Here is a 19,274-nt window from a genome sequence, read left to right as displayed (position 1 = left end):
CCCCACGACGGAACCCCGCAGGAGCCTCACAGGGCCCCGACGGCGTCGTCGGTTCAGCCGAAGACGGCGAGGCTCTTGGCCTTGCCCCGCTGCTCCTCGACGAGCGCGAGCAGCCTCCCCTCGGGCCCGAAGACCGCGACGGGCCCCTTCGGGTACTCCGGCATCTCCAGGCGGACGCCGTTGAGCAGCAGCCCGGCCCGCTTCGCGTCGACCTCCCAGCGCGGGAACGCCGCCGCGGCCGCGTCGGCGACCGGCATGACCGTCAGCTCCTCCTGGAGCTGCTCCAGGGTCCGGGCCGAGTCCAGCTTGTACGGGCCGACCCGGGTGCGCCGCAGCGCGGTCAGGTGGCCGCCGACGCCGAGTCCGGCGCCGAGGTCCCGGGCGAGCGCCCGGATGTACGTACCGGAGGAGCAGACCACCGAGACGACCAGGTCGATGACGGGCGTGCCGTCCTCGGCGGTGTCGTCGCGGACGTCGTACACCCGGAAGGAGGAGACGGTGACCGGGCGGGCCGGGATCTCGAACTCCTCGCCGCCGCGCACGCGCGCGTACGACCGCTTGCCGTCGATCTTGATCGCGGAGACCTTCGACGGCACCTGCATGATGGCGCCGGTCAGCTCGGCGACGCCGGCGTCGATCTGCTCGCGGGTGACCTTCGAAGCGTCGACCGACGCCGTGATCTCGCCCTCGGCGTCGTCGGTGATCGTCGTCTGGCCCAGGCGGATGGTGCCCAGGTACTCCTTCTCGGTCAGCGCGAGGTGACCGAGGAGCTTGGTCGCCCGCTCCACGCCGAGGACGAGGACGCCCGTGGCCATGGGGTCGAGCGTGCCGGCGTGGCCGACGCGGCGGGTCTTGGCGATCCCGCGCATCTTGGCCACGACGTCGTGCGAAGTGAAGCCCGACGGCTTGTCGACGATGACAAGCCCGTCGGGCGTCTTTCCCGAGGTGCTCATTCGGCGGCTTCGTCCTCGCCCGGCTTCTTGTAGGGGTCGGCGTCGCCCGCGAAGTCCGCGCCCGAGGAGGCCTGGCGCACCTGGGCGTCCGAGGCCCGCGCCTTGTCGAGGAGGTCCTCGATCGTCCGCGCGTTCTCCGGGAGGGCGTCGGCCACGAAGGTCAGGGTCGGGGTGAACTTGGTCCCCGCCGCCCGGCCGACGGCCGAACGGAGGATGCCCTTGGCGCTCTCCAGGCCGGCCGCGGCGCTCGCACGGTCCTCGTCGTCGCCGTAGACCGTGTAGAAGACCGTGGCCTCCCGCAGGTCACCGGTGACGCGGGTGTCCGTGATGGTCACGTGCGTGCCCAGGCGGGGGTCCTTGATGCCGCGCTGCAGCTTCTCGGCGACCACCTCCCGGATGAGGTCCGCCAGCTTCTTCGCCCGCGCGTTGTCGGCCACTGGTCCTTCTCCTTCTTTGCCTTGCTCAGATCAGTCTTCATCAGTGTGGAGCCTTCGGCGCACCGAAAGGAGTTCCACCTCCGGGCGTGCGGCGACGAGCCGCTCACAGCGGTCGAGCACGTCCGATACGAACCCCGGGTCCCCGGACACCAGCGCGACGCCCAGTCGGGCCCTGCGATGGAGGTCCTGGTCGCCCACCTCGGCCGCGCTCACGGAGAACTTGCGCTGGAGCTCGGCGACGATGGGCCGGACGACGGAGCGTTTCTCCTTCAACGAATGAACGTCGCCGAGGAGCAGGTCGAAGGACAGGGTCCCCACGTACATGTGGTGCCGGATGTCCCGCCGGTTCGGGTTCGGTGGCCTGCCGGGCCGTCGCTCGGCAGGGACACCAGAACGGTACACGCAACGGCCGGGGCCGATCGACGGAAATATCTTCCGCCGACCGGCCCCGGACGCAGCCCTACGCGTTACGCGCGCGGCTTCTCGCGCATCTCGTACGTCGCGATGACGTCGTCGATCTTGATGTCGTTGAAGTTTCCGAGGTTGATACCACCCTCGAAGCCCTCGCGGATCTCGGTGACGTCGTCCTTGAAGCGGCGCAGGCCCTCGATGTTGAGGTTCTCCGCGATGACCTTGCCGTCGCGGATGAGGCGCGCCTTGGTGTTGCGCTTGACCTCGCCCGAGCGGATGAGGACACCGGCGATGTTGCCCAGCTTGGACGAGCGGAAGACCTCGCGGATCTCCGCCGTGCCGAGCTCGACCTCTTCGTACTCCGGCTTGAGGAGGCCCTTGAGCGCCGCCTCGATCTCCTCGATCGCCTGGTAGATGACCGAGTAGTACCGGACGTCGACGCCCTCGCGCTCCGCCATCTGCGCGGCACGGCCGGCCGCACGGACGTTGTAGCCGATGACGATGGCGTCGGAGCCCATGGCCAGGTCGATGTCCGACTCGGTGACCGCACCCACACCGCGGTGCAGGACGCGGATGTCGACCTCTTCGCCGACGTCGAGCTGGAGCAGCGAGGACTCGAGGGCCTCGACCGCACCGGACGCGTCGCCCTTGATGATGAGGTTGAGTTCCTGGACGAGACCGGCCTTGAGCACCTTGTCGAGGTCCTCGAGGGACACCCGGCGGACGCGCTTGGCGAAGGCGGCGTTGCGCTCACGCGCGGCGCGCTTCTCGGCGATCTGACGGGCCGTACGGTCCTCGTCGACGACCAGGAAGTTGTCGCCGGCACCCGGGACGTTGGTGAGACCCAGGACGAGGACGGGAGTCGACGGGGTCGCCTCCTCGACGTTGTTGCCCTTGTCGTCGAGCATCGCCCGGACGCGGCCGTACGCGTCGCCGACGACCATCGTGTCGCCGATGCGCAGCGTTCCGCGCTGGACGAGGACGGTCGAGACGGCACCACGACCACGGTCGAGGTGGGACTCGATCGCGATGCCCTGCGCGTCCTGGTTCGGGTTGGCCCGCAGGTCGAGCGAGGCGTCGGCGGTGAGGACGACGGCCTCCAGCAGGGAGTCGATGTGCAGACCCTGCTTGGCGGAGATGTCGACGAACATCGTGTCGCCGCCGTACTCCTCGGCCACCAGACCGAACTCGGTCAGCTGACCGCGGACCTTGGTCGGGTCGGCACCCTCGACGTCGATCTTGTTGACCGCGACGACGATCGGGACGCCGGCGGCCTTGGCGTGGTTGAGCGCCTCGATCGTCTGCGGCATGACGCCGTCGTTGGCCGCGACCACGAGGATCGCGATGTCGGTCGACTTCGCACCACGGGCACGCATGGCGGTGAACGCCTCGTGACCCGGGGTGTCGATGAAGGTGATGCGACGCTCTTCGCCGTTGACCTCGGTGCCGACCTGGTAGGCACCGATGTGCTGGGTGATGCCACCGGCCTCGCCCGCGACCACGTTGGTCTTGCGGATCGCGTCGAGGAGTCGGGTCTTTCCGTGGTCGACGTGACCCATGACGGTCACGACCGGCGGACGGGAGACCAGGGCCTCTTCGCCGCCCTCGTCCTCGCCGAACTCGATGTCGAAGGACTCGAGCAGCTCGCGGTCCTCCTCCTCGGGGCTGACGATCTGAACGACGTAGTTCATCTCTTCGGCCAGCATGACGAGCGTGTCGTCGGAGACGGACTGCGTCGCCGTGACCATCTCGCCGAGGTTCATCATGACCGCGACGAGCGACGCCGGGTTGGCGCCGATCTTCTCGGCGAAGTCGGTGAGGGACGCACCGCGCGACAGGCGGATGGTGTCGCCGTTGCCGCGGGGCAGCATCACGCCGCCCACGGACGGGGCCTGCATGGCCTCGTACTCCTGGCGCCTCTGACGCTTCGACTTGCGACCACGACGCGCGGGACCGCCGGGACGACCGAAGGCGCCCTGCGTGCCACCACGGCCACCCGGGCCGCCGGGACGGCCGCCGAAGCCGCCGGGACGACCGCCGAAGCCGCCGCCACCGCCGCCGGGACCACCCGGACGACCGCCGCCGCCACCGGGACCGCCGGGACGACCGGCGAAGCCGCCGCCGCCACCGCCGGGACCGGCCGGACGACCGGCGAAGCCGGGACGACCGCCGCCGCCACCGCCGGGACCGCCCGGACGACCGCCGGGGCCACCGGGGCCACGACCGCCGGGGCCGGGACGCGGGCCGGCAGCGGGACGCTGCGGCATCATGCCCGGGTTCGGACGGTTGCCGCCGGGCGCGCCGCCCGGACGGGGAGCCTGCGGACGGGGCATGCCACCGGGGGTGGGACGGGCGCCGCCCTGACCCTGCGGACGCGGGGCGCCGCCGGGGCCACCCTGCGGACGCGGGGCGCCCGGAGCGGCACCGGGGCCGCCGGGACGGGGAGCGCCGCCACCCGGACGAGGCGCCTGCGGGCGCGCCATTCCGGTGGAGCCGCCCGAGGTGAAGGGGTTGTTGCCCGGACGGGGACCGGCCGGACGGGAACCGCCCGGACGGGGGGCCTGCTGGCCGCCGGGGCGCGGAGCGCCCTGGCCCTGCGGGCGGGACGCCTGCTGGCCCGGACGGGCGGCCGGGCGGGGGCCCGGGGTCGCGCCGGCGGGACGCTGCTGACCGGCGGCGGGAGCCGACGGGGGCGCGGTGAACTCCGGGGTCGTCGGAGCCGGGGAGGCCGGCGCCGGCTTCGGCGCGGCCGCGGGCTTCGGACCCGGGGTGGGACGCGGGCCGGCGGGGGCCGGCGTCGCGGGCTTCTCGGCCGCCGCGGGCTTGGGCGCCGGGGTGGGCGCGCCAGGCTTCGGGGCGGCGGGACGTGCCGCCTGCGCCGGGGACGGCGCGGCAGCGGCCGACGCCGGCTTCGGCGCGGCGGGGGAGGGCGCCGCCTTGCGGGGCGCACCGGGCTTGGCAGCGGTCTTGCCGGCGTTGCCGCCGGGACCCTGCAAAGCGTCAGTCAACTTGCGCACGACCGGCGCCTCGATCGTCGAGGACGCCGAACGGACGAATTCACCGAGTTCTTGGAGCTTGGCCATGACGACCTTGCTCTCCACACCGAACTCCTTGGCGAGTTCGTATACCCGGACCTTAGCCACTTTGCTCCTTTGTGAGGTCCGGTTACCGCCGGACCGTCGCTACTTCATGGGCGTACTCATCGCGTACTCATCGAGTGCTCATCGCAATCTCGACCTACTTCCAACTCGCGAGGTACCTGACCGCACGGTTCTCCGTGCCGTACTTCTTGTTCATTGTGGTGCCGCCTGCTCGACGTGACGACGGAGCGCCGCGGTGTCGAGCGGTCCCTGGGCCTTGAGGGCCCTCGGGAAAGCTCGGCGGCGGACCGCCAGGTCGAGACAGACCACGGCGGGGTGCAGGTACGCACCCCGGCCGGGCAGCGTACCGCGATGATCAGGAACGCACTCGTCCTTGTTCATCACGATCCGCAGCAGATCGCTCTTGGCCGCTCGCTCCCGGCATCCCACACAGGTTCGCTCAGGGCACGCGCGGGCATGCGTCCGGCCAGACACTACTAAGTCTACCTCCCCGCGCCGACCCCACCCGTTCGGGGCAAGAATCGAACACTCGTTGTCCAAAAACGGTCTCAGCCCTGCGGCTCGGCCGGCTCCGTGTCCGGACGGATGTCGATCCGCCAGCCGGTGAGGCGCGCGGCGAGGCGGGCGTTCTGGCCCTCCTTGCCGATGGCCAGCGACAGCTGGTAGTCCGGCACCGTCACCCGGGCGGAGCGGGCGGCGAGGTCGACGACCTCGACCTTGGAGACCCGCGCCGGGGAGAGCGCGTTCGCCACCATCTCGGCCGGGTCGTCCGACCAGTCGACGATGTCGATCTTCTCGCCGAGCAGCTCCGCCATCACGTTGCGGACGCGGCTGCCCATCGGGCCGATGCAGGCGCCCTTGGGGTTCAGGCCCGAACGGGTGGAACGGACGGCGATCTTGGTGCGGTGGCCGGCCTCGCGGGCGATGGCCGCGATCTCGACCGAGCCGTCGGCGATCTCCGGCACCTCCAGGGCGAAGAGCTTCTTCACCAGGTTGGGGTGCGTGCGCGAGAGGGTGACGGACGGACCGCGGACGCCCTTCGCCACCCGGACGACGTACGTGCGCAGCCGCAGACCGTGCGTGTACTCCTCGCCCGGCACCTGCTCCTGCACCGGCAGGATGGCCTCCAGCTTGTCGTCCAGCTTGACGAGGACGTTCTTCGGGTCCTTGCCCTGCTGCACCACACCGGCGACGACATCGCCCTCGCGACGGGCGTACTCGCCGAAGGTCACGTCGTTCTCGGCGTCCCGCAGCCGCTGCTGGATGACCTGGCGGGCGGTGCTCGCCGCGATCCGGCCGAAGTCCGACGGGGTGTCGTCGAAGTCCTTGGGCTCCTGGCCCTCCTCCAGGTCGGAGGGGTCCTCCTTCGCCCACACCGTCACGTGACCGGTGGCCCGGTTCAGCTCCACGCGCGCGTGGCGGCGGGCGTCGGGGGTGCGGTGGTACGCGATGAGGAGGGCCGACTCGATCGCCTCGACCAGCATCTCGAAGGAGATCTCCTTCTCCTGCGCCAAGCCCTTCAGAAGCTTCACGTCGATGTCCACGGCTACGCCTCCTCTTCCTTCTTGTCCTTGCGGTTGAACTCGATCTCGACACGCGCCTTGGCGATGTCGGCGAAAGCGATCCGGCGGGCGGTGGGCTTGCGCCCCTTCACGCCCGGCACCTCCGTGTCGAGGCCGTCCTCGTCCACGGCCAGGATGCGCGCGACCAGGTCCCCGCCCTCCGCGAGCTGCAGCTTCACCAGGCGGCCGGTGGCGCGCACGTAGTGGCGGTGCTCGGTGAGGGGGCGCTCGGCACCGGGGGAGCTGACCTCGAGGACGTACTCGCCGTCGCCCATCGCGTCGGTCTCGTCGAGCTTCTCGGAGATCTCGCGGCTCAGCTCGGCGCAGACGTCCAGCTCCACGCCCTCGTCCGAGTCGACGACGACCCGCAGCAGCCCGCGGCGGCCGGCCCGGGACACCTCGATCTCTTCCAGATCCAGGTCCTTCGCGGCGACGAGCGGCTCCACGAGTCCGCGCAGCCTGTCGCTCTGGGTGGTGCTCATCCGGGTGACTCCTCGGCCGCGTGTGCTGTTGTGGGTTCGTCGCGTGTCAGACCAAAGGGTATCCGGTCCCGGAGGGTGTTGCCGTCCATCACCCCGGGGCCCGCGGGTACGCTCGCCTGCGGTGATCTCGACGATCTTCGACGACGGACGGCAGCCGAGGGAGAAGGCGTGACGACGACGGGCAGACGCGCGCTCCTCGCGGCGGGCGCGGCGGCGGGCGTGACCGCCCTCGCGGGCTGCACCTCCTCCCCCGGCGGACAGGCCCGGCGGCCGAACGCCGCCGAACGGGAGGCCGAACGGGTGGCGCGCGCCGAGGCGGCCCTGCGGCTGCGGTCGGTGACCGCCGCGCGCGGCCTGCTGGGACGTTACGACGCGACGCTCGCCGCCCACCCCGCCCTGGCCCCCCGGCTGACCCCGCTGCGGCGCGCGGTGGCGGCCCACGCGAAGGCCCTCGGCGAGGGCGGCACGACGGTGGAACCCGCCACGGCGACGACCTCGGCGGGCACCGCCCCGTCGACCTCCCCCGCCCCGCCGCCCGCCCCGTCCGTCCACCCCTCCGCCTCCGCCTCGGCCTCCGGGAGGCCCGCGGCCCCCGCCGCACCCGTTCGGGTGGCGGCCGACCCCCGGGCCGCCCTCCGGGAACTCGCCGCCGCCGAGCGCGGCGCCTCCGACGCCCACACGGCCGCCCTGCTCGCCGCACCGCCCGAGTACGCCCGGCTGCTCGCCTCCGTCGCGGCGGCCTGCGCCGCCCACGCCTACCTGCTGACCGAAGGAGCACGGGCATGAGCGCCCTCGACGCGACCCAGGCCGCGCTGGCCGCCGAACACGCCGCGGTGTACGGGTACGGGGTCGTCGGTGGCCGGATCGGCACCGAGCGGCGGGCCGAGGCCTCCGCCGCGTACGAGGCGCACCGGGCACGGCGGGACGCGCTGCGCCGGACCGTGCGGGACCTCGGCGGGACGCCGGTGGCGGCGGAGGCCGCGTACGAACTGCCGTTCCGGGTCGAGGACCCGGCCGGCGCGGTGCGGCTCGCGGCGGTCCTGGAGGACCGGGTGGCCGGCGTGTACTCCGATCTCGTCCGGGCCACCGGGGGCCACGCGCGCGCGGAGGCGGCCGCCGCGCTCCGGGAGGCCGCGGTGCGCGCCGTCCGCTGGCGCGGCAGCGACGTAACCTTTCCTGGGCTCGCCGAGCGGGTGTAGGCCCGCCCCGACCGAAGGAACAACGTACGCATGGGTTTCGAACCGCCGCAGCGACTGGTCAGGACGCTCGGCGAGACGTACGGGGACGCCGCGGCGGCCGAGTGGCTCGGAGAGCTGCCGGAGCTCGCCGGGCGGGCGCTCGACCGGGCTTCCCTGGACACCGAGCGGGTGATGGCCCCCGGCGGACGGAGCAGCCTGGTCGTGCTCGTCCGGCGCTCCGACGGCTCCCCCGCCGCTCTCAAGATCGCACCGCCGTTCACCCGCCCGGACCTGGAGCGGGACGCCCTGGCGCACTGGAACGGCTGGGGCGCGGCCCAGCTCCTCGACGAGGCCGGGGAGGGCGCGCTCGTCCTCGAACGGCTCCACCCCGAGGTCTCGCTGCGCTCCCTGCCGGAGGCCAAGGCGCTCCTGGAGGCGGCGGGCACCGTGCGCAGGCTCTGGGTCGAGCCGCCGACGGGACACGGCTTCGGAACGGTGACGGAGCGGACGGCGGCACAGGCCTCCGCCATGGAGCCGTACCGCGCGGACCCGGCGACCGCGGAACTGACCGCGGCGGCGCTCACGGCCCGCGAGGAACTGGTCGCGGGCGACACGGAGACGGTGCTGCTGCACGGGAACTTCCGGCAGGGCAAGGTCCTCGCCGGGGACCGGGCGCCCTGGCTGGCCGTCGGCCCCGAGCCGCTGGTGGGCGAGCGGGCCTACGACCTCGCCCGGCTCGTACGGGACCGGGTCGAGGACCTGGTGGCCGCCTCCTCGGGGGCCTCCGCGGCCCGGAGGCGGGTCAACAAACTGGCGGACTCCCTGGACCTGGACCGGGAGCGGCTGCGCGGCTGGAGCCTGTTCCGGGCGGTCGAATCGGGGACACGGGCGCTGACGGCGGGACGCCGGCAGGACGCCGAGCTGCTCCTCGAGTTCGCGAGCTGGCTGTAGGGGAATACCCTTTTTGTACTGTTCGGCTCGATCCAGGGGGCCGTGATGATCCAAGAACTGCTGACGGCGGCGGCCGGCGCGGCAGCGGCGGTCGCGGTGTACGCGGCCGCCGCGGCGCGCGTGGTCAAGCAGTACGAGCGCGGCGTCGTCTTCCGCTTCGGCCGGCTGCGCGACGACGTCCGCTCCCCCGGCTTCACGATGATCGTTCCGTTCGTCGACCGCCTGCACAAGGTGAACATGCAGATCGTCACGATGCCCGTGCCCGCACAGGAGGGCATCACCCGCGACAACGTGACGGTACGGGTCGACGCGGTCGTCTACTTCAAGGTCGTCGACGCGGCCGACGCGCTGGTCCGCGTCGAGGACTACAAGTTCGCGGTCTCCCAGATGGCGCAGACCTCGCTCCGGTCCATCATCGGCAAGAGCGACCTCGACGACCTGCTGTCCAACCGGGAGAAGCTCAACCAGGGCCTCGAACTGATGCTCGACAGCCCGGCGATGGGCTGGGGCGTCGCCATCGACCGCGTCGAGATCAAGGACGTCTCCCTGCCCGAGACGATGAAGCGCTCCATGGCCCGGCAGGCGGAGGCGGACCGGGAACGACGGGCACGCCTGATCAACGCGGACGCGGAACTCCAGGCCTCGAAGAAGCTGGCCGAGGCGGCGGGCGTGATGTCCGACCAGCCGGCGGCGCTGCAGCTGCGGCTCCTGCAGACGGTGATGGCGGTGTCCGCGGAGAAGAACTCGACGCTGGTCCTGCCGATTCCGGTGGAACTGCTGCGGTTCCTGGAGCGGGCGACGCCGGGGGCGGAGCAGGTGCCGTCGCCGGTGGCGGCGCCACCGCCACCGCCTCTGAGCGAGGCGTACTTGAAGGGGCGGGCGGCGGCGGAGGAGGCGATCGAGGACCTGACGGGCTCGTCGGTGGAACCCACCCACGGAGAACCCGACCCCTGACGCCCCCGGCGTGACCGGCCACCCCACCGGGGCGTCGCCCCGCCCCCGTCGGCCGTCCCGCCGGGGCGTCGCCCACCCCGCTCCCGCACCGTCCGAGCGCCCGCCGGGACGGCGCCCCCGTAGCGGGCCGCGCCCGGGGCGGTGACCACCGCGTTGTGGGCAGTCGTTCCGCTGGGGCGAAGGGGGTCCCCCCTGCTCGAGCGGAGCCGAGAGCTCGGGGGAGGGTGGGCACAACGGAACGGCGCCCCTGCCGGCGCCCGAGGCTCCCGCGCCTGAACCCGCACCCCGTGCACGGCGCACACGTGGTGCGGGTTCAGGCGCGGAACGCGGAGGCGCCGCTGAGGGGCACCGTCCCGTGTGCCCACCCGTCCCGCCCAGCGGGACGATTGCCCACACGGGCGGGGTGCGGGGAAGGGCGCCGCCCAGCAGGGCGCGGGCCCCACACGGGGGGTGCAAGAGGGCACCGCCCTGCCGGGCGGTGGACGCGGCCGGGTGCCGGTCCGCGGGTGTGCCGGTCACGCGGGCGGGTGGCCCGGGCCGGGTGCCGGCCCGCGGGGCGCCGGTCCGGGAGGCCGGGGCCCCGCGGGAGGGTGGGGTCAGGAGGTGAGGCGGGTGAGGGCCTCGGCGACCGTCAGTTCCTCGCGCTCCCCCGTGCGGCGGTCCTTGAGCTCCACGACGCCCTCGCCCGAGCGGCGGCCGGCCACCAGGATCTTCGGGACGCCCATGAGCTCCGCGTCGGTGAACTTGACGCCCGGGGAGACGCCCGCGCGGTCGTCGACCAGGACGCGGAGGCCGGCCGCGGAGAGCTTCTCCGAGACCTCCAGGGCCAGCTCGGTCTGGAGCGCCTTGCCGGCGGCGACGACGTGGACGTCGGCGGGGGCGACCTCGGAGGGCCAGCACAGCCCCTTCTCGTCGGCGGTCTGCTCGGCGAGGGCCGCGACCGCGCGGGAGACGCCGATGCCGTACGAGCCCATGGTCACGCGGACCGGCTTGCCGTTCTGGCCGAGGACGTCGAGCTTGAGGGCGTCGGCGTACTTGCGGCCCAGCTGGAAGATGTGGCCGATCTCGATGGCGCGGTCCAGCCTGAGGCCGGTGCCGCACACGGGGCAGGGGTCGCCCTCCTGGACGACGACGACGTCGACGTACTCGGAGACCTCGAAGTCACGGCCCGCGACGACGTTCTTCGCGTGCATGCCCTCCTTGTTGGCACCCGTGATCCACGCGGTGCCGGGCGCCACGCGCGGGTCGGCGATGTAGGTGACCTTCTCCAGGCCCTGGGGGCCGACGTAGCCGCGGACGAGGTCGGCGCGCTGCGCGAAGTCCTCCTCGGTCACCAGCTCGACCGTGGCCGTCGGGCCGAAGTGCTCCTCGACCTTGTCCATGTCGACCTCGCGGTCGCCGGGGACGCCGACCGCGACGATCTCGCCGTCGACCTTCACGAGGAGGTTCTTCAGGGTGGCGGAGGCCGGCACGCCGAGGGAGGCCGCGAGGGTCTCGATCGTCGGGGTGTCGGGGGTGGGGATCTCCTCGGCGGCCGGGACGGCCGAGCCGTCGACCGGCTTCACCGTCTGGTACACCGCTTCGGTGTTGGCGGCGAAGTCGCAGTTCGGGCAGTCGGCGAAGGTGTCCTCGCCGGCCTCGGCGGGGGCGAGGAACTCCTCGGACTTCGAGCCGCCCATGGCGCCGGCGGTGGCGGCGACGATGCGGTAGTCGAGGCCGAGGCGCTCGAAGACGCGCCGGTAGGCCTGGCGGTGCAGGGCGTAGGACTGCGCGAGGCCCTCGTCCTCGGTGTCGAAGGAGTAGGAGTCCTTCATGAGGAACTCGCGGCCGCGCAGGATGCCGGCGCGGGGACGGGCCTCGTCGCGGAACTTGGACTGGATCTGGTACAGGATGACCGGCAGGTCCTTGTAGGACGAGCACTGGTCCTTGACCAGGAGGGTGAAGATCTCCTCGTGGGTGGGGCCGAGGAGGTAGTCGCCGCCCTTGCGGTCCTGGAGGCGGAAGAGCTCGGCGCCGTACTCGTCCCAGCGGCCGGTGGCCTCGTAGGGCTCGCGGGGCAGCAGCGCGGGCAGGGAGACCTCCTGGGCGCCGATGGCGTCCATCTCCTCGCGGACGATGCGCTCGACGTTGGAGAGGACCTTCTTGCCCAGGGGGAGCCAGCTCCAGATGCCGGCGGCGGTGCGGCGGACGTAGCCGGCGCGGACGAGGAGCTTGTGGCTGAGGACCTCGGCGTCCGCCGGGTCGTCGCGCAGCGTCTTCGCCATCAACTGGGACATGCGCTGGACCGGTGCGTTGGCCATGGTTCTCGTACTCCTGCCGGGACTGACGGTGATGGCCCCGAGGTTAGCCGGGCGGCCCCTGGCAGGTGAAATCAGTTCCGGCGCCTGAGCGGCAGGGGGGCGCCCATGACGGCGTACGGGCGGGGGGCGCTCGGGAAGTGGACCTGGCGGGCGAGGTCGACGTAGCCGAGGGACCGGTAGAGACCGCGGGCGGGGCTCTCGGTGTCGATCGCGGAGAGGATGGAGCGCGGTTCGGCGGCGCCGTCGGTGATGGTGGTGATCAGCTCGCGGCCGACGCCCCGGCCCTGGAAGTCGGGGTGGACGTGGAGTTCGGTGATGACGAAGGAGTCGTCGAGCCAGTCGGCGGTGCCGGTGGCCCGCAGGTACGTCTCGACGACGGTGGACCACCAGTGGGTGCGGTCGTTGGGCATCCCGTACACGAAGCCGACGAGCCGCCCGTCGGGGGTGGTGGCCCCGTGGGCGCGGGCGCCGGGGCTGAGGAGGTGGCGCAGCACGATGTGGCGGCGTACGGCGACCTCGCCCGCGTCCAGGCCGAAGGCGACGGCCTGTACGGCGAGGGCCTCGTCCACCCGGGCGGCGAGATTGAGCGGACCGATCTCGATCTCTGCGTCATCCATGCGGCGCACCCTACAAGTGCCCGCCCGTCCCGGGACAGCGCGTCAGAACAGGACGCTCATGAAGGCGCCGGTCTCGCGGAAGCCGACGCGGCGGTACGCGGCCCTCGCCGGGGCGTTGTAGTCGTTGACGTACAGGCTGACGACGGGGGCGACGTCGGCGAGGGCGTACTGGAGGACGGCGGCCATGCCCGTCTCGGAGAGTCCCTTGCCGCGGTGTTCGGGGGCGACCCAGACGCCCTGGATCTGGCAGGCCTGGCGGGTGGCGGCGCCGATCTCGGCCTTGAAGACGACCTTGCCGTCCTGGATGCGGGCGAAGGAGCGGCCGGAGCCGACGAGTTCGGCGACGCGGGCCTGGTAGAGCAGCCCGCCGTCGTTGGCGAGGGGGGAGACGCCGACCTCCTCGGTGAACATGGCCACGCAGGCGGGCATGATCGCCTCCATCTCGTCCTTGCGGACGCGGCGGACCAGCGGATCGGGCGCGACCGTGGTGGAGGGTTCCTCGGCGACCATCAGCGGCTGGTGGGCCCTGACGTCCCTGGCGGGGCCCCAGCCGGGCTCCAGGAGCCGCCACAGTTCGCGGGTGGCCTCGGCGGGGCCGACGATCGAGGAGCAGCGGCGGCCGATCCTGCGGGCCCGGTCGGCGAAGGCGCGGACGGCCTGGGGGGTGGCGCAGATGGGGACCAGGTTGGCGCCGGAGTAGCAGAGCGAGCGCAGTCTGCCCTCGGTGTACCAGCCCCACATCTCGCCGCCGAGGCGCCAGGGGTCGAGCCCGGCGGCCTGGACGCGGGCGGCCACGAAGGCGTTCTCGACGGGGGCGCTCTCCAGGACGGCGAGGGCGGCGCCGAGGTCGGCGGGTTCGAGGACCCGAGTGGTGGTCTCTGTCAGCACGAGGGGGCCTCACGGGACGGGTCTGCTGGTCTCCGCACTGTACCCCCGTGCCCCGGGGCGGGGCCCGTCGTGCTCGTGAAGCCCCTCCGCCGGGCGGGGCGGAGGGGCTTCACGGGGGTTCCGGCGAGGGCGCCGGAACGGGAGCCGGGAGGGTCAGCCGGCGATGGCGACCGACGGTTCGCCGCTGGCGACGCCGTCCTTCTCCATCTGCTCGGCGATCTTGAGGGCCTCTTCGATGAGGGTCTCGACGATCTTCGACTCGGGGACGGTCTTGATGACCTCGCCCTTGACGAAGATCTGGCCCTTGCCGTTGCCGGAGGCGACGCCGAGGTCGGCCTCGCGGGCCTCGCCGGGGCCGTTGACGACGCAGCCCATGACGGCGACGCGCAGCGGGACGGTCATGCCGTCGAGGCCGGCGGTGACCTCCTCGGCGAGCTTGTAGACGTCGACCTGGGCGCGGCCGCAGGACGGGCAGGAGACGATCTCCAGGCGGCGCTGGCGCAGGTTGAGCGACTCCAGGATCTGGATGCCGACCTTGATCTCCTCGGCCGGCGGCGCGGAGAGCGAGACGCGGATGGTGTCGCCGATGCCCTGGGAGAGCAGGGCGCCGAAGGCGACGGCCGACTTGATGGTGCCCTGGAAGGCCGGGCCCGCCTCGGTGACGCCGAGGTGCAGCGGGTAGTCGCACTGGGCGGCGAGCTGGCGGTAGGCCTCGACCATGACGACCGGGTCGTTGTGCTTGACCGAGATCTTGATGTCGCGGAAGTCGTGCTCCTCGAAGAGGGAGGCCTCCCAGAGGGCGGACTCGACGAGCGCCTCGGGGGTGGCCTTGCCGTACTTCTTCAGGAGGCGGGCGTCGAGCGAACCGGCGTTGACGCCGATGCGGATCGGGGTGCCCGCGTCCTTCGCGGCCTTGGCGATCTCCTTGACCTTGTCGTCGAACTGCTTGATGTTGCCCGGGTTGACGCGGACGGCGGCGCAGCCCGCGTCGATCGCGGCGAAGACGTACTTCGGCTGGAAGTGGATGTCGGCGATGACCGGGATGGAGGACTTCCGGGCGATCGTGGCGAGCGCGTCGGCGTCGTCCTGGGTGGGGCAGGCCACGCGGACGATCTGGCAGCCGGAGGCGGTCAGCTCGGCGATCTGCTGGAGCGTGGCGCCGATGTCGGAGGTGCGGGTCGTCGTCATGGACTGGACGGAGACGGGGGCGTCACCGCCGACGGCCACGCTGCCGACCTGGATCTGGCGGCTCTTGCGCCGCTCGGCGAGCCGGGTCGGAACGGTCGGGATACCGAGAGAAATCGCGGTCATCTGAAGTGCAACCTCAAGGTTGTGCGTCGGCGGGCTCAGGGTTCCGAGGTTACCGCCCCGGGGGCGGGGGGCCGGACACACCGGGTGCGGCCCCCCTGGGTGCTACGTCAGTTTCACCGGATTGACGATGTCGGCGGCGAGGACGAGCAGCGTGAAGCAGACGAAGACGCCGGCCACCACGTAGGCGGCGGGCATCAGCTTGGCCACGTCGAACGGGCCGGGGTCGGGGCGCTTGAAGATCCGGGCCGCGTGGCGGCGGACGGCCTCCCACAGGGCGCCCGCGATGTGACCGCCGTCGAGCGGCAGCAGCGGGAGCATGTTGAACAGGAACAGCGAGACGTTGAAGTACACGAGCAGGCTCATGAAGTTGACGAGGATCGTCGTCTTCGGGGCCTCGACGGTCATCAGTTCGCCGGTGATGCGGGCGGCGCCGAGGACGCCGACGGGCGAGTCCTCGGCGCGCTTGCCGTCCCCGAAGGTGGCGTCCCAGAGGCCGGGGATCTTGCCGGGCAGGGCGATGACCGAGTGGACGCCGTTCTCGACGAGGTCGGTCATGCGCTCGGTGGTCTCGCCGAAGCTGAGCGGGGCGACCTCGGACTTCGGCTGGAAGCCGAGGTAGCCGGCGCTGACGTACTGGACCGGCCGGACGACGTTGCCGTGGGAGTCCTTCTTCTCGACCTTGTTGGTGACCAGGGTCGGGTGGAGGTCGACGCGCTGACCGTCCCGCTCGACGGTGAGGGTGGCCGGGCCGATGGTGGCGGAGCGGATGCCGTCGGAGAGGGCGTCCCAGTCGTCCACCGCCTCGCCGTTCAGGGCGAGGATCTTGTCCCCGTTCCTGAGACCGGCCGCGAACGCCGGGGAGACGGGGTCCCCCGGCGCGCACTTCTGGCGCTTCTCGCTGAGCTTGATGACGCACTTCTGGACGCCCGCGACCTCGGTCGTCGGGCCCTGGACGCCCAGCGTCATCATCGAGCCGAAGAACAGCACCGCCGCCAGGACCAGGTTCATGAACGGTCCGGCGAACATCACGATCACGCGCTTCCACGGCTTGCGCGTGTAGAACAGCCGCGTCTCGTCGCCCGGCTGGATCTCCTCGTACGAGGCCTCGCGGGCGTCCTCGATCATCGAGCGCCAGGGCGAGGTGGAGCGGGCCTCGATCCTGCCGTCCTTGCCCGGCGGGAACATGCCGATCATGCGGATGTAGCCGCCGGCCGGGATGGCCTTGATGCCGTACTCGGTCTCGCCGCGCTTCCGCGACCAGATGGTGGGGCCGAAGCCGACCATGTACTGCGGCACGCGGATGCCGAAGAGCTTGGCCGTGGAGAGGTGGCCGAGCTCGTGCCACGCGATGGAGACGAGGAGGCCGAGGGCGAACAGCACGATACCCAGGGCGTACAGGAGCATTTCGGTCATGCGCGGGCCTCCGCTGTTGCCTTCGCTGCGAGCTCTCGGGCCCGGGCCCGTGCCCAGGTCTCCGCTTCGAGGACGTCCGACACCGTGAGCGGGGTTCCCCTGGAGGGCTGCCCGTGTTCGGTGACGACCGCAGTGACCGTATCCGTGATCCCGTTGAACGGCAGCCGTCCGGCGAGGAACGCCTCGACACACTCCTCGTTCGCGGCGTTGAAGACGGCGGGGGCGGTGCCGCCCAGCTCGCCCACGTACCGGGCCAGGCCGACGGACGGGAAGGCCTCGGTGTCGAGCGGGAAGAACTCCCAGGTGGAGGCCTTGCTCCAGTCGAAGGCGGGGGCCGCGTCCGGGACCCGCTCGGGCCAGCCGAGGCCGATGGCGATCGGGCCGCGCATGTCCGGCGGGGTGGCCTGGGCGAGCGTGGAGCCGTCCGTGAACTCGACCATCGAGTGGACGTACGACTGCGGGTGGACGACGACCTCGATGCGGTCGAAGGGGATGTCGTAGAGCAGGTGGGCCTCGATGACCTCCAGGCCCTTGTTCACCAGGGTCGCGCTGTTGACCGTGATCACCGGGCCCATGGCCCAGGTGGGATGGGCGAGCGCGTCCTCGCGGGTGACGTCGGCCAGCTGTTCCCTGGTCCGGCCGCGGAAGGGGCCGCCGGAGGCCGTGACGACCAGCTTGCGGACGTCGGCGCGGGTGCCGGCGGCGAGGGCCTGGAAGAGGGCCGCGTGCTCGGAGTCGACCGGGATGATCTGCCCGGGCTCGGCGAGCGCCTTCACCAGGGGGCCGCCGACGATCAGCGACTCCTTGTTGGCGAGGGCGAGGGTGCGGCCCGCTTCGAGGGCGGCGAGGGTCGGCGCGAGGCCGATGGAGCCGGTGATGCCGTTGAGGACGGTGTGGCACGGCGACGCGGCCAGCTGCGTGGCGGCGTCCGGCCCCGCGAGGAGCTCGGGCAGGGGCTCGGAGCCGTACAGCGCCTTCAGCGCCTCCCGCAGCTCGGGCAGCGCCTCCTCGCGGGCCACGGCGACCGCGGCGACCCGGAGCCGGTGCGCCTGCTCGGCGAGCAGCCCGATCCGGCCGCCGGAGGCGGCCAGGGCGGTGACCCGGAAACGGTCGGGGTTGCGCAGCACCAGGTCGATGGCCTGCGTGCCGATGGACCCGGTCGAGCCGAGGACGACGATGTCCCGGCGTCCTGCGTCCGCATCCACGGGGGAGAAGACACTGCGCGGGTCGGCGAGAGGAGAGGGGCGGTCGCTCATGCCCCCCATTCTTGCCGCAAAGACCGCGCGGCCTTCACGGGGTACGGACGAACGCGTCGAAGACGCGGTGGAAGTCGGGGAAGGTCTTCTTCACGCAGCCGGGGTCGTCGAAGGTGATTCCGGGGGTGCGCAGCGCGGTGACCGCGAAGGACATGACGATCCGGTGGTCGCCGTGGGTGGCGATCTCCACGGGCCCGGCGGGGGTTCCCGGCCGGATCTCGATCCAGTCGGGGCCGGTGGCGACGGTGACGCCGAGGCGGCGGAGGTTCTCGGCGCAGGCGTCGAGCCGGTCGCACTCCTTGACCCGGGTGTTGGCGACGTCCTCGATGCGGACGGGTCCGTCGGCGAACGGCGCGATCGCGGCGAGGGTCGGCATCGTGTCCGAGATGTCCCGCATGTTGACGGTGAGGCCGCGCAGGGTGCCGGTGGAACGGACGGTGGTGGCGGAGTCGGTGACCTCGACGTCGGCGCCCATGCGGCGCAGCACGTCGACGAAGGCCAGATCGCCCTGGAGGGCGCCGGTCCCGAGACCGGGGACGGTGACCGAACGGCCCGGCCGGAGGGCGGCGGCGGCGAAGAAATAGCTGGCCGTGGAGGCGTCGGGCTCGATGTCGTACGTCCGCGCGCGGTAACCGGTGGGGGCGACCCGGTACGTCCGCCCCTCCCGGCGGACCTCCGCGCCGAAGGCCCGCATCATCGCCAGGGTGATCTCGACGTACGGCTCCGAGACCAGGTCCGTGACGGTGATGTCGAGGCCCTCGGCCGTGAGCGGACCCAGCATGAGCAGGGCGGTCAGGTACTGGGAGGACTGCCCGGCGTCCAGGGTGAGCGCGCCGCCCTTCACGCCGGCCGCGTGGACGGCGAGCGGATGGTGGCCCTCCCTCTCGCCGTGCCGCAGATCGACGCCCAGGGTGCGCAACGCGGTCGTCAGGGGGGCGAGGGGCCGTCGCCGCATCTGTGCGGAGGCGTCGAAGCGGTACGTGCCGTGGCCCGCGGCCGCGAGGGTCGGGAGGAAGCGGGCGGTCGTGGCGCCGTCCCGGCAGTACACGTCGGCCTCTTCCGCGCCCGGCCCGGCGGGACGGCCCTCGATGTGCCAGGCGCCGGGCTCGCGGCGGACGCCGTAGCCGAGGGCGGCGAGGCCCTCGGCGAAACCCTCGGTGTCGTCGGAGACGAGCGGGCGCAGGAGGGTGGTGGTGCCCTCCGCGGCGGCGGCGAGGAAGAGCGCGCGGGCGGTGACGGACTTGGAGCCGGGGATGTCGATGACGGTCACGGGGCCATCCTGCCGTGGCCTGCGGCGCGGGGGCGGGACGGTCCGCCACGTGGACCCCCATGGGCCCGCGCCCGGCGGGCGGTCGCCCCGCCGCGCGGGGCTCGCGCCCTGCGGGGCGGGGCGACCGCCCGCCCGTGTGGGCAATCGTCCCGCTGGGCGAGGGGGTCCCCCCTGCTCGAGCGAAGCCGAG

Annotated in this window: 18 protein-coding genes; 4 read left to right on the top strand and 14 right to left on the bottom strand. The window is 72.6% G+C overall.

Annotated features, from left to right (window positions below):
- Window positions 1-53 precede the first annotated feature (53 nt).
- The 7 genes from truB to rimP all read right to left on the bottom strand — a co-directional run bounded on the left by truB (window position 54) and on the right by rimP (window position 6,946).
- Window positions 54-953: a tRNA pseudouridine(55) synthase TruB gene (gene truB, locus IE180_RS28740; RefSeq protein WP_190159873.1), complete on the bottom strand. Its 900-nt coding sequence runs from the start codon at window positions 951-953 to the stop codon at window positions 54-56.
- A complete protein-coding gene (gene rbfA, locus IE180_RS28735; protein WP_190159872.1) occupies window positions 950-1,390 on the bottom strand; it encodes a 30S ribosome-binding factor RbfA in 441 nt (146 codons plus the stop codon). The genes truB and rbfA overlap by 4 nt, the downstream gene beginning before the upstream one ends.
- Window positions 1,391-1,420: 30 nt before the next feature.
- Window positions 1,421-1,714 carry a DUF503 domain-containing protein gene (locus IE180_RS28730; RefSeq protein ID WP_019889861.1) on the bottom strand — a complete coding sequence of 98 codons (294 nt, stop codon included), beginning with the start codon at window positions 1,712-1,714 and terminating at the stop codon, window positions 1,421-1,423.
- A gap of 143 nt (window positions 1,715-1,857) precedes the next feature.
- Window positions 1,858-4,944 carry a translation initiation factor IF-2 gene (gene infB / locus IE180_RS28725; protein WP_190159871.1) on the bottom strand — a complete coding sequence of 1,029 codons (3,087 nt, stop codon included), beginning with the start codon at window positions 4,942-4,944 and terminating at the stop codon, window positions 1,858-1,860.
- A gap of 150 nt (window positions 4,945-5,094) precedes the next feature.
- On the bottom strand, window positions 5,095-5,376 hold the full coding sequence (locus tag IE180_RS28720; protein ID WP_190159870.1) for a YlxR family protein: 282 nt from the start codon (window positions 5,374-5,376) through the stop codon (window positions 5,095-5,097).
- Window positions 5,377-5,450: 74 nt separating this feature from the next.
- The gene (nusA, locus tag IE180_RS28715; RefSeq protein WP_123455674.1) at window positions 5,451-6,446 is read right to left on the bottom strand and encodes a transcription termination factor NusA; all 996 of its coding nucleotides are present in this window, start codon (window positions 6,444-6,446) and stop codon (window positions 5,451-5,453) included.
- A gap of 2 nt (window positions 6,447-6,448) precedes the next feature.
- Complete coding sequence (gene rimP, locus IE180_RS28710) at window positions 6,449-6,946, bottom strand: ribosome maturation factor RimP (protein WP_190159869.1); 498 nt, start codon at window positions 6,944-6,946, stop codon at window positions 6,449-6,451.
- Window positions 6,947-7,114: 168 nt separating this feature from the next.
- On the opposite strand from rimP, the gene IE180_RS28705 reads away from it, so the two are divergent.
- From IE180_RS28705 to IE180_RS28690, 4 genes are read left to right on the top strand one after another with little or no spacing between them, the layout of a single operon-like run.
- On the top strand, window positions 7,115-7,732 hold the full coding sequence (locus IE180_RS28705) for a hypothetical protein (protein WP_190159868.1): 618 nt from the start codon (window positions 7,115-7,117) through the stop codon (window positions 7,730-7,732).
- Window positions 7,729-8,145 carry a ferritin-like domain-containing protein gene (locus tag IE180_RS28700; protein WP_190159867.1) on the top strand — a complete coding sequence of 139 codons (417 nt, stop codon included), beginning with the start codon at window positions 7,729-7,731 and terminating at the stop codon, window positions 8,143-8,145. The genes IE180_RS28705 and IE180_RS28700 overlap by 4 nt, the downstream gene beginning before the upstream one ends.
- Window positions 8,146-8,175: 30 nt before the next feature.
- Entirely contained in the window at window positions 8,176-9,075 is a 900-nt protein-coding gene (locus IE180_RS28695; protein ID WP_190159866.1) for an aminoglycoside phosphotransferase family protein, read from the top strand.
- 45 nt (window positions 9,076-9,120) lie between these two features.
- Window positions 9,121-10,029, top strand: a complete 909-nt coding sequence (locus IE180_RS28690) for a slipin family protein (RefSeq protein WP_190159865.1) — start codon at window positions 9,121-9,123, stop codon at window positions 10,027-10,029.
- A 596-nt stretch (window positions 10,030-10,625) separates the two neighbouring features.
- Here the strand turns inward: IE180_RS28690 and IE180_RS28685 are convergent.
- The 7 genes from IE180_RS28685 to aroA form a co-directional block, all read right to left on the bottom strand.
- Window positions 10,626-12,329 carry a proline--tRNA ligase gene (locus IE180_RS28685; RefSeq protein WP_190159864.1) on the bottom strand — a complete coding sequence of 568 codons (1,704 nt, stop codon included), beginning with the start codon at window positions 12,327-12,329 and terminating at the stop codon, window positions 10,626-10,628.
- Between the two features lie 71 nt (window positions 12,330-12,400).
- Entirely contained in the window at window positions 12,401-12,946 is a 546-nt protein-coding gene (locus tag IE180_RS28680) for a GNAT family N-acetyltransferase (RefSeq protein WP_190159863.1), read from the bottom strand.
- Window positions 12,947-12,988: 42 nt separating this feature from the next.
- Window positions 12,989-13,834, bottom strand: a complete 846-nt coding sequence (locus IE180_RS28675) for a GNAT family N-acetyltransferase (protein WP_190159862.1) — start codon at window positions 13,832-13,834, stop codon at window positions 12,989-12,991.
- 153 nt (window positions 13,835-13,987) lie between these two features.
- A complete protein-coding gene (gene ispG / locus IE180_RS28670; RefSeq protein ID WP_190159861.1) occupies window positions 13,988-15,145 on the bottom strand; it encodes a flavodoxin-dependent (E)-4-hydroxy-3-methylbut-2-enyl-diphosphate synthase in 1,158 nt (385 codons plus the stop codon).
- A gap of 102 nt (window positions 15,146-15,247) precedes the next feature.
- Window positions 15,248-16,558: a M50 family metallopeptidase gene (locus IE180_RS28665; RefSeq protein WP_190159860.1), complete on the bottom strand. Its 1,311-nt coding sequence runs from the start codon at window positions 16,556-16,558 to the stop codon at window positions 15,248-15,250.
- On the bottom strand, window positions 16,555-17,814 hold the full coding sequence (gene dxr, locus IE180_RS28660) for a 1-deoxy-D-xylulose-5-phosphate reductoisomerase (RefSeq protein ID WP_190159859.1): 1,260 nt from the start codon (window positions 17,812-17,814) through the stop codon (window positions 16,555-16,557). The genes IE180_RS28665 and dxr overlap by 4 nt, the downstream gene beginning before the upstream one ends.
- Before the next feature lie 34 nt (window positions 17,815-17,848).
- Entirely contained in the window at window positions 17,849-19,084 is a 1,236-nt protein-coding gene (aroA, locus tag IE180_RS28655) for a 3-phosphoshikimate 1-carboxyvinyltransferase (RefSeq protein ID WP_190159858.1), read from the bottom strand.
- Window positions 19,085-19,274: the final 190 nt, after the last annotated feature.

It is taken from the genome of Streptomyces litmocidini (genome assembly GCF_014649755.1).
Classification (GTDB): domain Bacteria; phylum Actinomycetota; class Actinomycetes; order Streptomycetales; family Streptomycetaceae; genus Streptomyces; species Streptomyces litmocidini.
Note: the sequence above shows the minus strand (reverse complement) of the source record. Positions and strands in the feature narration are given on the sequence as shown.

Bases quoted from the DNA above. Each gene is read 5' to 3' on its own strand.
- IE180_RS28700 (WP_190159867.1), top strand. From the start codon at position 7,729: ATGAGCGCCCTCGACGCGACCCAGGCCGCGCTGGCCGCCGAACACGCC.
- IE180_RS28665 (WP_190159860.1), bottom strand. From the start codon at position 16,558: ATGACCGAAATGCTCCTGTACGCCCTGGGTATCGTGCTGTTCGCCCTC.
- truB (WP_190159873.1), bottom strand. From the start codon at position 953: ATGAGCACCTCGGGAAAGACGCCCGACGGGCTTGTCATCGTCGACAAG.
- IE180_RS28695 (WP_190159866.1), top strand. From the start codon at position 8,176: ATGGGTTTCGAACCGCCGCAGCGACTGGTCAGGACGCTCGGCGAGACG.
- IE180_RS28685 (WP_190159864.1), bottom strand. From the start codon at position 12,329: ATGGCCAACGCACCGGTCCAGCGCATGTCCCAGTTGATGGCGAAGACG.
- IE180_RS28690 (WP_190159865.1), top strand. From the start codon at position 9,121: ATGATCCAAGAACTGCTGACGGCGGCGGCCGGCGCGGCAGCGGCGGTC.
- IE180_RS28730 (WP_019889861.1), bottom strand. From the start codon at position 1,714: ATGTACGTGGGGACCCTGTCCTTCGACCTGCTCCTCGGCGACGTTCAT.
- IE180_RS28680 (WP_190159863.1), bottom strand. From the start codon at position 12,946: ATGGATGACGCAGAGATCGAGATCGGTCCGCTCAATCTCGCCGCCCGG.
- dxr (WP_190159859.1), bottom strand. From the start codon at position 17,814: ATGAGCGACCGCCCCTCTCCTCTCGCCGACCCGCGCAGTGTCTTCTCC.
- rimP (WP_190159869.1), bottom strand. From the start codon at position 6,946: ATGAGCACCACCCAGAGCGACAGGCTGCGCGGACTCGTGGAGCCGCTC.
- ispG (WP_190159861.1), bottom strand. From the start codon at position 15,145: ATGACCGCGATTTCTCTCGGTATCCCGACCGTTCCGACCCGGCTCGCC.